Source organism: Rathayibacter sp. VKM Ac-2801, from assembly GCF_009834245.1.
In the GTDB taxonomy this organism is placed as follows: domain Bacteria; phylum Actinomycetota; class Actinomycetes; order Actinomycetales; family Microbacteriaceae; genus Rathayibacter.
Genome location: NZ_CP047183.1, coordinates 2284062 through 2297528, shown reverse-complemented (window position 1 = coordinate 2297528; position 13467 = coordinate 2284062). Strand labels below are relative to the sequence as shown.

Genomic DNA, 13467 nt, shown 5'->3' with positions numbered 1-13467 from the left:
GCTGCGTCGAGGCCTCCGTCGAGGAGCGGGCGCCGAGAATCCCTCCGCAGTCGGCCGAGGAGGTCCGCTGTCCACAGACCGCGGAGGCGGTCCTCGCTTCGATGGTCCGGCAGGGAGTGCACCGCTGGGGCACGAGGACTCGCCCACTCCTGCGCAGCGAAGGCCAGGAGCGCGGATGAGCCCGGGAGCGACCTGCTCCTCGTTCTCAGCCGTTGTTCTGCGGGGCCGGCGGGGCGAACAGGTCGGGCCAGAGGGCGACGGCCAGCGGGTAGCCGACGAACGAGACGATGTCGATGATCGAGTGGGCGATCACCAGCGGCAGCGTGCGGCCGAAGCGCTGGTAGAACAGACCGAACACCAGGCCCATGACCACGTTCCCGATGAAGGGCCCGATGCCCTGGTACAAGTGGTAGCTGCCCCGCAGCAGCGCGCTGGTCACCAGGATCCGCCACCGCCCCCAGCCCAGATCGCCGAGGCGGGCGTAGAGGTAGCCGATCACGACGACCTCCTCCTGCACTCCCGCCCGGATCGCGGAGAGCACGAGCACCGGCACCGTCCACCAGTACGCGTCCAGCGGCGAGGCCACCACCGCCACGGTGATCCCCAGCGCACGTCCGACGGCGTACAGCGCGATGCCCGGCGCCCCGATCGCCACCGCGAGGACCGTCCCGGTCCCCAGGTCTGCGAACGGTCGGCGAAGATCGAGCCCCAGGCGCCCGAGCGGACGGCCCGAGCTCTGCCAGAGCAGGAACGCGCAGAGGGCGACCGGAACCAGATCGAAGAAGAGCGCCAGCAGCTGGTAGACGAGGTCGAAGCCCGGACGGTCGCTGAGAGCTCCGTTGATCGTCGCCGTCTGGTCGGCCAGGGCGGTCGAGCGGGTGAGCCGGTTGGCGATGGAGACCACCGAGTAGACCGCGGAGGCGCCCAGCGAGAGCCCGAGGACCAGCAGGATCTCGACGCGGATCCGGCGCCGCCCGGGGACGGATCCTGACAGGTCGGTGGACACTCCGTGCGTCTCCTCTGAAGTCGATGTGTTGCGCGACGGCCGCCCGGCACGCACGTTTCGTGCAGAACAGCGCAAGGATTCCACCTCTCGGTTACCGCTGTGTAACGGTTGCCACATGCTTTTGTGCAGATAGCGGGCCAATACATAGTCTCGTTGAAGGCATCCGCGCGACGGCCACCAGTCTCGTGCGCCGCCGCCGTCGCCACGCGCACGGCACTCCACGCGTCAGGGAAACCACTTCTCGCGCGCCCCCACATCACTGGAGGAATAGTGAACATCAGACGTTACGGATTCGGGGCTCTGGCGCTCGTCGCCGCGAGCACGCTGGTCCTGGCCGGCTGCAGCAGCTCGAACGACTCGGGTGGAGGTGCATCGGGAGGCGACGCCGCCGCGATCATCTCCACGAACGGGTCCGAGCCGCAGAACCCGCTGATCCCGACGAACACCAACGAGGTGGGCGGCGGCAAGATCCTCGACGAGATCTTCGCGGGCCTGGTCTACTACGACGCCAAGGGCGCCCCCGAGAACGACGTCGCCGAGTCCATCGAGTCGGACGACGCGCAGAACTACACCATCAAGATCAAGTCGGGCCTGACCTTCACGAACGGCGATCCGGTCACCTCCAGCTCGTTCATCGACGCCTGGAACTACGGCGCCAAGCTGTCGAACAACCAGCTCAGCGCGTCGTTCTTCTCGAACTTCGAGGGCTTCAGCGACACCGAGGACAGCGAGCTGACCGGCCTCAAGGCCGTGGACGACACGACCTTCACCGTCGCGCTCAAGTCCCCGCAGTCGGACTTCCCGATCAGCCTCGGCTACTCGGCGTACTACCCGCTGCCCGCCGCCGCGTTCGACGACATGGCCGCCTTCGGTGAGAACCCGATCGGCAACGGCCCGTACAAGCTCGACGGCGACGACGCGTGGCAGCACGACGTCCAGATCGAGCTCGTCAAGAACGACGAGTACACCGGCCCCCGCGAGGCCCAGAACGGCGGCCTGAAGATCGTCTTCTACGCCACGCAGGACGCCTCCTACGCCGACCTCCTCGGCGGCAACGTCGACGTGATCGACCAGATCCCGGACTCCGCGTTCGGCACCTTCGAGAGCGACCTCGGCGACCGCGCCGTGAACCAGCCCTCGGCCGTGTTCCAGTCCTTCACCATCCCGGGCCGTCTCCCGCACTTCGACGGCGAGGAGGGCAAGCTCCGCCGCCAGGCGATCTCGATGTCCTTCGACCGCAAGGAGATCACCGACGTGATCTTCGAGGGCACCCGCACCCCGGCCTCCGACTTCACCTCCCCGGTGATCGACGGCTACAGCGACGCCCTCACCGGCGCCGACGTGCTCGAGTACAAGCCCGACGAGGCCAAGGCGCTGTGGGCTCAGGCCGACGCGATCAGCCCCTGGGACGGCACCTTCAAGATCGCCTACAACGCCGACGGCGGCCACCAGGGCTGGGTCGACGCGGTGACCAACTCGATCAAGAACACGCTGGGCATCGACGCCGAGGGCGACGCGTACCCGACCTTCGCCGAGGCGCGCACCAAGATCGTCGACCGCTCGATCGAGACCGCGTTCCGCACCGGATGGCAGGCCGACTACCCGAGCCTCTACAACTTCCTCGGACCGCTCTACGTGACCGGCGCCTCGTCCAACGACGGCGACTACTCGAACCCCGAGTTCGACTCCCTGCTCCAGCAGGGCCTGTCGGACGCCGACGCCGACGCTGCGAACAAGACGTTCCAGCAGGCCCAGGAGATCCTCCTGCAGGACCTCCCGTCGCTGCCCCTGTGGTACGCGAACGTGACCGGCGGCTACGGCGAGGGCGTGTCGAACGTCGAGTTCGGCTGGAACTCGGTGCCGCTCTACTACGAGATCACCAAGAACTAAGCTCGAACCACTGGGGCGCTTCGCCCGTGCCGTCGGCCGCCAGGTCACGGCACGGGCGGAGCGCCCTGTTTCGGTCACAATCGAATGAGGTCCCCATCCATGCGACTCCGGAACCGGCTGGGCTGACATGCTCGCCTACATCGTCCGACGCATCCTGCAAGCCGTCCCCGTGCTCATCGGCACCACGTTCCTCATCTACTTCATGGTCTTCTCCATGCCGGGGAACCCGCTCCTGTCGCTCTTCGGCGACAAGACGCCGAGTCCCGCGCTCCTCGCCCGCCTCGAGGAGCAGTACCACCTGAACGAGCCGTTCTTCGTCCAGTACCTGTACTACCTGGGAGGCGTCGTCCGCGGCGACTTCGGCATCTCGTTCTCCGGCCAGTCCGTCAACGAGATCCTCGCCCGCACCTTCCCGGTCACCCTGACGCTGGCCATGATGGCGATCGTCATCGAGATCGTCGTCGCGCTGACCATCGGCCTCATCAGCGGTCTGCGCAAGGGCAGCTTCTTCGACGCGAGCGCGCTGGTCGTCAGCCTCCTGCTCGTGTCGGTGCCGATCTTCGTGCTCTGCTTCATCGCGCAGTCCTTCTTCGCGATCCAGCTGGGATGGTTCCCTCCGACCGTCGGAGCCGACGCGTCGTTCCAGAGGCTGCTCCTGCCCGCGATCGTGCTCGCCCTGTTCGTGGTCGCCTCGGCCATCCGGCTCACGCGCGGCTCGGTCATCGAGACGGCCGGCTCGGACTTCGTGCGCACCGCGTACAGCAAGGGACTCTCGCGACGCCGCGTCATCCCCGTGCACGTCCTGCGCAACTCGCTCATTCCTGTCACGACGCAGTTCGGAGCCGACTTCGGCCTCCTGATCGTCGGCGCGACCGTGACCGAGGGCATCTTCAACGTTCCCGGAGTCGGGAACACGCTCTATCAGGCGATCATCCGAGGTGAGCGGCCGACCGTCGTCTCCTTCGTCACGGTCATGGTGCTGTTCTACCTCGTGGTGAACATCCTCGTCGACCTGCTCTACGCCGTACTCGACCCGAGGATCCGCTATGCCAAATGAGTCCACCGGCGGCGCGCAGAAGGCCCGCCGCATCGACCACTTCGTGGCCCCGCTCGAGGAGACGCCGATCGCGTCGGTCGACGCCGTCAGCCTCGACGAGAAGCCCAGCAACCTCTGGACCGACGCGTGGCGCGACCTGCGCAAGCGGCCCATGTTCTGGATCTCGGGCGTCCTGATCCTCGTCATCATCGCCGTCGCGCTGTTCCCGGGCCTGTTCACCTCGGTGGACCCCCGCCAGTGCGCGCTCTCGTTCAGCAACCAGGGCCCCGGCGACGGCAGCCTGCTCGGCTACACCAAGCAGGGCTGCGACGTCTTCTCGCGCATCATCCACGGCACGTCCACGTCGCTGACCGTCGGCCTCATCGTGATCGTGATCACGACGGTCTCCGGCGTCATCGGCGGCGCGCTGGCCGGCTTCTTCGGCGGCTGGGTCGACACCGTGATCATGCGCCTCGGCGACATCTTCTTCTCGATCCCCTACATCCTCGCCGCGGTCGTCATCATGTCCGTCTTCTCCGCCTACCGGAACGTGTTCGTCATCGCCCTGGCGATCGGCGCGTTCGCGTGGCCCACGACGGCGCGCGTCCTGCGCTCCGAGGTCCTCCGCGTGAAGCAGGCCGACTTCGTCGGCGCCGCCACCGCGACCGGCCTCTCGCGCATGGCGATCCTGTTCCGGCACGTGCTGCCGAACTCGATCGCGCCCGTCATCGTCGTCACGACGATCTCGCTCGGCGCGGCCATCACGGCGGAGGCGACGCTGTCGTTCCTCGGCGTCGGCCTGCCCGGCTCGGTCATGTCGTGGGGCAACGACATCAGCCAGGCCCAGCGCGACCTGCGCACCAACCCGCAGACGCTGATCTACCCGTCGATCGCCCTGACGGTCACGGTGCTGAGCTTCATCCTCCTCGGCGAGTCGCTCCGCGACGCGCTCGACCCGAAGGCGAGGGCCCTCCGATGACCGCCACGACACCGAACGCACCGCAGGGGCCGCTGCTCGAGGTCACCGACCTCGAGGTCGGCTTCCAGACCGGCAGCGGACTGGTCCCCGCCCTCCGCGGCGTGAGTCTCACGATCGAGCACGGCCAGACCGTCGCGATCGTGGGGGAGTCGGGCTCCGGCAAGTCGACGACCGCCGCCGCGATCATCGGCCTGCTCCCCGGCACCGGACAGGTCACCGCCGGCTCCGTGCTGTTCGACGGCAAGGACCTCGCGAAGGCGACGAGGACCGAGCTCGAGGACATCCGCGGCCGCCGCATCGGCTACGTCCCGCAGGACCCGATGTCGAACCTGAACCCCGTGTGGTCGGTCGGCTTCCAGGTCGAGGAGACCATCAAGGCCAACGGCCTCGCGACCGGTCGCAAGGAGGTGCGCGCCAAGGCGATCGAGGTCCTGCAGAACGCGGGCCTCGCCGACGCGGAGAAGCGCCTCAAGCAGTTCCCGCACCAGTTCTCGGGCGGCATGCGCCAGCGCGTGCTGATCGGTATCGGCCTGGCCGCGGCACCCCAGCTGCTGATCGCCGACGAGCCCACCTCGGCGCTCGACGTCACGGTCCAGCGCCGGATCCTCGACCACCTCGAGACGCTGACGAAGACCGACGGCACCGCGCTGCTCTTCATCACGCACGACCTGGGCCTCGCCGCCGAGCGCGCCGAGAAGCTCATCGTCATGTACAAGGGCCGCATCGTCGAGTCCGGCGCCTCGGTGGAGGTGCTGCAGAACCCGCAGCACCCCTACACGCAGCGCCTGATCGCGGCGGCGCCGAGCCTCGCGTCGCGCCGCATCCAGTCGACGGCCGGCCGGGCCGTGGAGTCGGTCCCCGGCGAGTCGGAGGCCGTCCGCGAGGTCGACCTGGTCGGCGCGGGTGCCGCGCACCACGCCGGCGCGGTCGCCTCGGGCGCCCCGATGATCGAGGTCGACGGCCTCACCAAGGTCTTCAAGATCCGCCGCGGCGGCCTGAAGGCCGAGGACTTCACGGCCGTCGACAACGTTTCGTTCTCGATCCCGAAGGGCACCACCACGGCGCTCGTGGGCGAGTCCGGCTCGGGCAAGTCGACGATCGCCCGCCTGGTGCTGGGCCTCGAGACGGCGACCTCCGGAGCGATCTCGATCGCCGGCCGCCGGACCGAGAAGCTCAAGGGCCGCGACATGCTGGCGCTCCGGCGCTCCATGCAGCCGGTGTTCCAGGACCCGTACGGCTCGCTCGACCCGCTCCACAACATCGGCAACACCATCTCGGAGCCGCTGCGGGTGCACAAGGTCGGCGACCGGACGTCGCAGCGCGAGCGCGTCCTCGAGCTGCTCGACCAGGTGTCCCTCCCGCGCGTGATCGCGAGCCGGTACCCGAACGAGCTCTCCGGCGGCCAGCGCCAGCGCGTGGCGATCGCCCGCGCGCTCGCGCTCAAGCCCGAGATCGTCGTGCTCGACGAGGCCGTGTCGGCCCTGGACGTCCTCGTCCAGGCGCAGATCCTCCGCCTCCTCGCCGACCTGCAGGCGGAGCTCGGGCTGACCTACCTGTTCATCACGCACGACCTGGCGGTGGTCCGCGTGATCGCCGACGACGTCTGCGTGATGCAGAAGGGCCGGATCGTCGAGCACGCCCCGACGGACACCGTGTTCGACTCGCCGCAGCAGGAGTACACCCGCGAGCTGCTCGACGCCATCCCCGGCGCCGGCATCGAGTTCGCGGTCTGACCGACGGATCCCCGGGCCCCGGCCCCGCCTGGAGCGCTCCTCGGAGCGGTCCGCAGCGGGGATCCGGGGCCCTTCGCCGTGCGGACGCCTCGCTGCGGTACGATGGATGGTCCCCCTTTTGCACGAGAACACGAGACGAGTCCGTATCCATGGCAAGTGCCACCCGCTCCGACCTGCGCAACGTCGCGATCGTCGCCCACGTCGACCATGGCAAGACCACGCTGGTCGACGCCATGCTCAAGCAGACGAACTCCTTCGACGCGCACGCCCACGTGGACGAGCGCGCGATGGACTCCAATGAGCTCGAGCGCGAGAAGGGCATCACGATCCTCGCGAAGAACACCGCCGTCTCGTACAGCGGCAAGCACGCGAGCGACGGTCCCATCACCATCAACGTCATCGACACCCCGGGCCACGCCGACTTCGGCGGCGAGGTCGAGCGCGGCCTGTCGATGGTCGACGGCGTCTGCCTCCTCGTCGACGCGTCCGAGGGCCCGCTGCCCCAGACCCGCTTCGTGCTGCGCAAGGCGCTCGAGGCGAAGCTCCCCGTCATCCTCCTGGTCAACAAGACCGACCGCCCCGACGCGCGCATCGACGAGGTCGTCGCCGAGAGCCAGGACCTGCTCCTCGGCCTCGCCTCCGACATGGCCGACGACGTGCCGGACCTCGACCTCGACGCGATCCTCGACGTCCCCGTGGTCTACGCCTCCGGCAAGGCCGGCCGCGCCTCGGCGAACAAGCCCGAGGACGGCACTCTGCCCGACGCCGAGGACCTGGAGCCGCTGTTCGAGGCGATCCTCAAGCACATCCCGGCGCCGACCTACGACGACGACGCGCCCCTCCAGGCCCACGTCACCAACCTCGACGCGTCGCCGTTCCTCGGCCGCCTCGCCCTCCTCCGCGTCTTCAACGGCACGATCAAGAAGGGGCAGACGGTCGCCTGGGTCCACCACGACGGCACCCACACCAACGCGCGCATCACCGAGCTGCTGATCACCAAGGCGCTCGACCGCTACCCGGCCGAGTCCGCGGGCCCCGGCGACATCGTCGCGATCGCGGGCTTCCCCGAGATCACCATCGGCGAGACCATCGCCGACCCCGAGGACATCCGCCCGCTGCCGGCCATCACGGTCGACGACCCGGCGATCTCGATGACCATCGGCACCAACACCTCGCCGCTCGTCGGCAAGGTCAAGGGCCACAAGCTCACGGCGCGCATGGTCAAGGACCGCCTCGACCGCGAGCTCATCGGAAACGTGTCGCTCAAGATCGTCGACATCGGACGCCCCGACTCGTGGGAGGTCCAGGGCCGCGGCGAGCTCGCGCTGGCCATCCTCGTCGAGCAGATGCGCCGCGAGGGCTACGAGCTCACCGTCGGCAAGCCCCAGGTGGTCACCCGCCAGGTCGACGGCAAGACGCACGAGCCCTTCGAGCACCTCACGATCGACGCTCCGGAGGAGTACCTCGGCGCGATCACGCAGCTCCTCGCCGCCCGCAAGGGCCGCATGGACGGCATGTCGAACCACGGCACCGGCTGGGTCCGCATGGAGTTCATCGTCCCGTCGCGCGGCCTGATCGGCTTCCGCACCGAGTTCCTCACCACCACGCGCGGCACCGGCATCGCGAACGCGATCCTGCACGGCTACGAGCCGTGGGCCGGCGCGATCGTCACCCGCAACAACGGGTCGATCGTCGCGGACCGCAACGGCGTCGTGACCCCGTTCGCCATCATCGCGCTCCAGGAGCGGATGACCTTCTTCGTGAACCCCACCGAGGAGGTCTACGAGGGCATGGTGATCGGCGAGAACTCGCGCAACGACGACATGGACGTCAACATCACCAAGGAGAAGAAGCTGACCAACATGCGTCAGTCCACCTCCGACACCTTCGAGTCGATGACGCCGTCGCGTCAGCTGACGCTCGAGGAGTGCCTCGAGTTCGCCCGCGAGGACGAGTGCGTCGAGGTCACCCCCGAGGTCGTCCGCATCCGCAAGGTGGAGCTCGACGCGAACGCCCGCGCGCGCATGACGAGCCGCCTCAAGAAGCAGGGCTGATCCATGCCGAAGGCCGGTCGGAGCACGCTCCGGCCGGCCTTCGGCATGTCCGGCGGCCCCACCTCGCAGACTGCGCATCGAGCCCGCAGCCGTGTGGGGCGTCTCGCGTGCCGACGACCATGTCTGACCCCGTCGTCGCAGCGGAACTGAAGACCCGCAGACGCAGCGGTGAAGCCGATGGCGCAGCGGCTCACTCGACTCGCCGCAGTCAGGAGACGCGTACCTCCGAGCAGCCTGGCCCGTCGGCAAGCCCGAAGATGTCACGATGAGGCGACCGGTCTGGGCGCCCACCCGGTGTCCGCGGGACTCCGGCGATCGTGCTGACTCCCTCGCGGATCGACATCGGTCCAGCGGGCCACCTGTATCGGCGGAGAGGCGCGACGGAGGCGATGGGTGGGCTGGTGATCCGGGCTCAGACGTCGAAGTTCCGTGAAAGGACTTCGCGGGGATCAGCGCCGAAGCTGGACAAGAGGTATTCCCACATCGCGATGAAGCCGGCGTTTCGGTCGCCTTCGGTGTCGAGTTCATGGGTGAGCTGGTACTCGCCGAGGAACATCGCGGCGACTGCCCTGTTCGCGGTGGTGGTGTCGAGGGTGGCGGAAACCTCACCGCGCTGCTGTGCCTCGTGCAGGAACCGCTCAGTGTGGGCCATCCACAGCAGGTGTGGGCGCGGGAGCTCGATGTCGATGACCGAGTGTTCTCGGTTGAGGCGGAACGCGGCGCGGAAGGTCGTGTTGGTATCGGCGCGAAGGATGATGTCGTGGAGCGCGACCACGAGCGCGTCGATCCCGGCGAGACCACGCGCGCGTATCGATTCGACGATCTGATCGATCTGCGCGATCTCCTCCTCCACGATCGCGGCGGCGAGATTCGCTTTGGATGTGAAGTGGTACGCCACGGAGCCCTTGGTCAGACCGAGGCGAGCAGCGATGCTGCCGATACTCCCGCCGATGTATCCGTTGACGTCGAACTCTTCCGCGGCAGCCTCCAGCACCGCTTGTTTCGTGCGCTCGGCCTGTTCACGCTTCGTCGCCATCGCCCCGCTCCTGTCCCGCACCGCCCCGCTCCATGGTATTTAGGTGAGCCAACCCTAACTTTTTGCTTGTTCACCTGCCGTCTGCTCAGTATAGTTTCGACCAGAAACATCCTGGTCGTTCAGGATGTTCGTGGCGTCGAAGAGGTGAGGTTGTTCTATGAGTGGTGCGGCCGTCGGTTCCGCGTCGGGCCCGTCGATGCGAGAGCAGGGAGCGGCGCTGTGGCGGCTGCTCACTCCCGTGCATGGGCAGTTGCTGATCGCCGTGCTCGTTCAGGTGGTCGCTGCGGTGGCGTCGGTGGTCCCCTTCATCGCAGTGGCCTCGCTCGCGATCGAGGTGCTCGAGAACGGCATCTCCCGCCCCGGTGAGTTGTGGCGATGGGGGTGGGCCGCGGCCGGCGCGCTCGTGGTCCGTGCTCTGGCGACCCTGGTGGCCGGGGCGATCACGCACTACGCAGACAACGATCTGCAGTTGATCCTTCGTCGACGGATCGCGGCGCGACTGGAACGGGCGCCGCTGGGCTGGTTCACGCAGCGCAGCGCTGGCGCGGTGAAGAAGGGCGTCGCTGATGACGTCGCGGCGATGCACCACCTGGTCTCGCACGCCGAACTGGAGCTGACGAACGCGATCGTGGTGCCGGTCGTCACCTTGATCTATCTGTTCAGTGTGAGCTGGGGTCTCGCACTGCTGGTGCTGGTTCCGATGGTCGTCGGGTTCTGGCTCTACGGGCGGCAGCTGAAAGCCGGTGCCGGGAAGATGGAGGAGTACTCGGTATCGATGGAGCGGGTGACCTCTGCGGGCATCGAGTTCATGCAGGGCATCTCAGTGGTGAAGACCTTCGGACAGACCGGCCGCGCCCATCGGCGGTTCCTGGATGCCACGACCGCGTTCATCGACTTCTTCTGGGGGATGGTCATGGGCACTCGGAAGACCACCGCTGCCGCCGATGTCGTCCTGGCCCCGCTCGCCTCGCTCGTGGTCGTCATCGCAGGTGGCGCGATGTCTGCACAGGTGGGCTGGATCGATCCGGTCGACATCATCCCCTTCGCGCTCCTCGGTCTCGGGCTCACGGGCCCCCTGTTCGCGATGTGGTACGCGCTGACATCGATGCAGCAGGCTCAGTCCGCAGCGGTGCGGGTGCAGGAACTGCTGGACACGCCCGTACTCGACGAACCCGACGTGAGCGCGATCCCGGACGGAGAGAGAGTAGAGCTGCGCGGGGTGACGTTCAGCTATGACGGCGAGCATGACGCGCTGCGCGGTATCGATCTCACCCTGACTCCCGGCACCACGACAGCGCTGGTGGGCCGCTCCGGGTCGGGCAAGACGACCATCTCCCGTCTGATCCCCCGCTTCTGGGACCTGTCTTCCGGACAGATCCTCCTCGGCGGCAAGGACCTGCGGATGCTCAGCACCGAGGAGCTGTTCCGGCACGTCAGCTTCGTGTTCCAGGACGTGCAGTTGCTGCGCACCAGCGTGCTCGACAACATCCGCATGGCGCGGGCCGACGCCACCCTGGAGCAGGTGCACGCCGCGGCACGATCGGCGCAGATCCACGCCCGGATCCTGGAATTGCCTCGCGGCTACGACTCCGTCATCGGGGAAGACGCCCTGCTGTCGGGCGGCGAAGCGCAGCGGGTATCGATCGCGAGGGCGATCCTCGCCGACACCCCGGTCCTGGTGCTGGATGAGGCTACCGCGTTCGCCGACCCAGAGTCCGAAGCGCTCATCCAGGACGCCCTTTCCGAGCTGACAGCGGGCAGAACGCTGCTGGTCATCGCGCATCGGCTCTCCACGATCGAGCACGCCGACCAGATAGTCGTCCTCGACTCCGGCCGTATCGCCGAACGAGGCACGCATCCTGACCTCCTGGCCGCGGGCGGCATCTACGCACAGCTCTGGGCCGACCACGAGCGATCCGCCTCCTGGGCCCCACGACGCGCCGCGGCGACCGGCATCAGTTCTTCGACGAAAGAGGCAGACGGGTGATCCGTCAGATGATGCGCATCCTCGGACCTGACGCCGGCACGTTCCGGCGTCTCCTCGGCGCGCTGCTGGCAAGCGCAGTCCTCCAGGGCGTCGCGTTCGCGCTCATGGTCCCGCTGATCACGGCGATCCTCGCGGCGGACTGGACCGCCGCGTGGACGTGGGTCGGAATCGAGGTGGTGCTGCTGGCCGTGTACGCGGTCGTGGTGTACCGGTCCAAGCTCGCCTCCGCCGACACCTCGAGGGCTGTGGCGACCAATCTGTGGCAGCGCTTGGGAGACCACATCGCGCGATTGCCGCTGGGGTGGTTCGTGCCCGCCCGGACCGGCCAGGCGTCCAAGACGGTTTCCGCCGGGGTTCTGGACGTGATGGGTCTGCCCACGAACCTTCTACGTCCGTTCATCGACACCTTCGTCACGCCCGCGGTCGTGGTGGTGTCGATGTTCTTCTTCAACTGGCAGCTCGCACTCATCACGGCGGCGACAGCGCCCTTCCTCGCGCTCGCCTATCGATATGCGGGACGGCTGATGATGTCGACCGACCAGCACACCCACGACGCCGCGGTCGACACCGCCAACCGTCTCGTGGAGTTCGCGCAGGCCCAGCCGGTGCTGCGGGCATTCGGCCGCCGAGCCGAGAGCGGGCGCCTCCTCGACGATGCGCTCGTCGCCCAGCGCGCTGCCGACCGGAGGATGCTCACTCGCGTCACGGTCGCTCAGTTCGGATTCGGTCTCGTCGTGCAGGCCGCGTTCACGATCGTGGTACTCGCCGGCGTCGCACTCGCCCTCGGGGTCGCCCTCGGCCCGACCGAGCTCATCACCCTGCTGATCCTCACGACCCGCTATGTCCAACCGCTCCTGGACGGCGGTGACATCTCCGCCGGCCTGCGCTCTGTGCGCAACACCCTCGATCGCATGGAAGCCATCCTGAGCACCCGGACGCTTCCCGTCCACGGGAGCGCCGCAGCCCCGACAGAACCCTCCGTCGAGTTCGCTGGGGTCACCTTCGGGTACGACCGAGCGCGCCCAGTCCTGAAGGGCGTGAGCTTCACCGTCCCCGCCCGATCCATGACCGCCCTGGTCGGGTCATCGGGGGCAGGAAAGACCACCATCACCCGCCTGATCGCCCGATTCTGGGACGTCGATCGGGGAACGATCCGGATCGGCGGCGCAGACACCTCCGCGCTCGCGCCCGACGATCTGATGGGGCAGCTGTCGTTCGTCTTCCAAGACGTGTACCTGTTCTCGGGCACGATCCGAGACAACATCCTCCTGGCCAAGCCGTCGGCAAGCGAGGAGGAGCTCGAGCGGGTCGTGCGGCTCGCGCGCGTCGACGAGATGACCGGGCGTCTTCCGGGAGGTCTCTACACGCAGGTCGGAGAAGGCGGATTCGCCCTCTCCGGCGGTGAACGTCAACGCGTCTCCATCGCCCGCGCTCTTCTCAAGGACGCACCGATAGTGCTGCTCGACGAAGCCACCGCAGCCCTCGATCCGGAGAACGAAGCCCTCATCCAAGAGGCCCTGACCGCATTGACGGCTGACCGCACCCTGATCGTCGTCGCCCACCGGCTGCAGACCATCGCATCCGCCGACCAGATCCTCGTTCTCGACGACGGCCGAATCGCCGAACGAGGCACCCACCGCGAACTCCTCGCCCACGGCGCCCGCTATGCAGCGTTCTGGCGGGAACGCGACCGCGCCCGAGGCTGGCGCATCACTCCCGATCGCCGGCTCTCCTCGTAAGGAACAC

General features: G+C 68.0%; 9 protein-coding genes. 7 read left to right on the top strand and 2 right to left on the bottom strand.

Annotated elements, in window-relative coordinates; genetic code table 11:
• Positions 1 to 205: 205 nt before the first annotated feature.
• Complete coding sequence (locus GSU45_RS10580; protein ID WP_244248092.1) at positions 206 to 1006, bottom strand: CPBP family intramembrane glutamic endopeptidase; 801 nt, start codon at positions 1004 to 1006, stop codon at positions 206 to 208.
• 270 nt (positions 1007 to 1276) lie between these two features.
• Here GSU45_RS10580 and GSU45_RS10575 point away from each other — a divergent pair, with 270 nt between their 5' ends.
• The 5 genes from GSU45_RS10575 to typA all read left to right on the top strand — a co-directional run bounded on the left by GSU45_RS10575 (position 1277) and on the right by typA (position 8698).
• A complete protein-coding gene (locus GSU45_RS10575) occupies positions 1277 to 2896 on the top strand; it encodes an ABC transporter substrate-binding protein (protein ID WP_159914817.1) in 1620 nt (539 codons plus the stop codon).
• 127 nt (positions 2897 to 3023) lie between these two features.
• Positions 3024 to 3953: an ABC transporter permease gene (locus GSU45_RS10570; RefSeq protein WP_104222975.1), complete on the top strand. Its 930-nt coding sequence runs from the start codon at positions 3024 to 3026 to the stop codon at positions 3951 to 3953.
• Positions 3943 to 4911, top strand: coding sequence for an ABC transporter permease (locus tag GSU45_RS10565; protein ID WP_104222976.1), 969 nt, complete (start codon positions 3943 to 3945; stop codon positions 4909 to 4911). The genes GSU45_RS10570 and GSU45_RS10565 overlap by 11 nt, the downstream gene beginning before the upstream one ends.
• Positions 4908 to 6644: an ABC transporter ATP-binding protein gene (locus GSU45_RS10560; RefSeq protein ID WP_104283409.1), complete on the top strand. Its 1737-nt coding sequence runs from the start codon at positions 4908 to 4910 to the stop codon at positions 6642 to 6644. The genes GSU45_RS10565 and GSU45_RS10560 overlap by 4 nt, the downstream gene beginning before the upstream one ends.
• A gap of 149 nt (positions 6645 to 6793) precedes the next feature.
• A complete protein-coding gene (gene typA / locus GSU45_RS10555) occupies positions 6794 to 8698 on the top strand; it encodes a translational GTPase TypA (RefSeq protein ID WP_104222978.1) in 1905 nt (634 codons plus the stop codon).
• Positions 8699 to 9110: 412 nt separating this feature from the next.
• Here the strand turns inward: typA and GSU45_RS10550 are convergent, their stop codons facing one another.
• Complete coding sequence (locus GSU45_RS10550; protein ID WP_159914815.1) at positions 9111 to 9734, bottom strand: TetR/AcrR family transcriptional regulator; 624 nt, start codon at positions 9732 to 9734, stop codon at positions 9111 to 9113.
• Between the two features lie 157 nt (positions 9735 to 9891).
• Here GSU45_RS10550 and GSU45_RS10545 point away from each other — a divergent pair, with 157 nt between their 5' ends.
• Positions 9892 to 11721, top strand: a complete 1830-nt coding sequence (locus GSU45_RS10545; protein WP_159914813.1) for an ABC transporter ATP-binding protein — start codon at positions 9892 to 9894, stop codon at positions 11719 to 11721.
• Positions 11718 to 13460, top strand: a complete 1743-nt coding sequence (locus GSU45_RS10540; RefSeq protein ID WP_159914811.1) for an ABC transporter ATP-binding protein — start codon at positions 11718 to 11720, stop codon at positions 13458 to 13460. Before GSU45_RS10545 ends, GSU45_RS10540 begins: the two co-directional genes overlap by 4 nt.
• Positions 13461 to 13467: the final 7 nt, after the last annotated feature.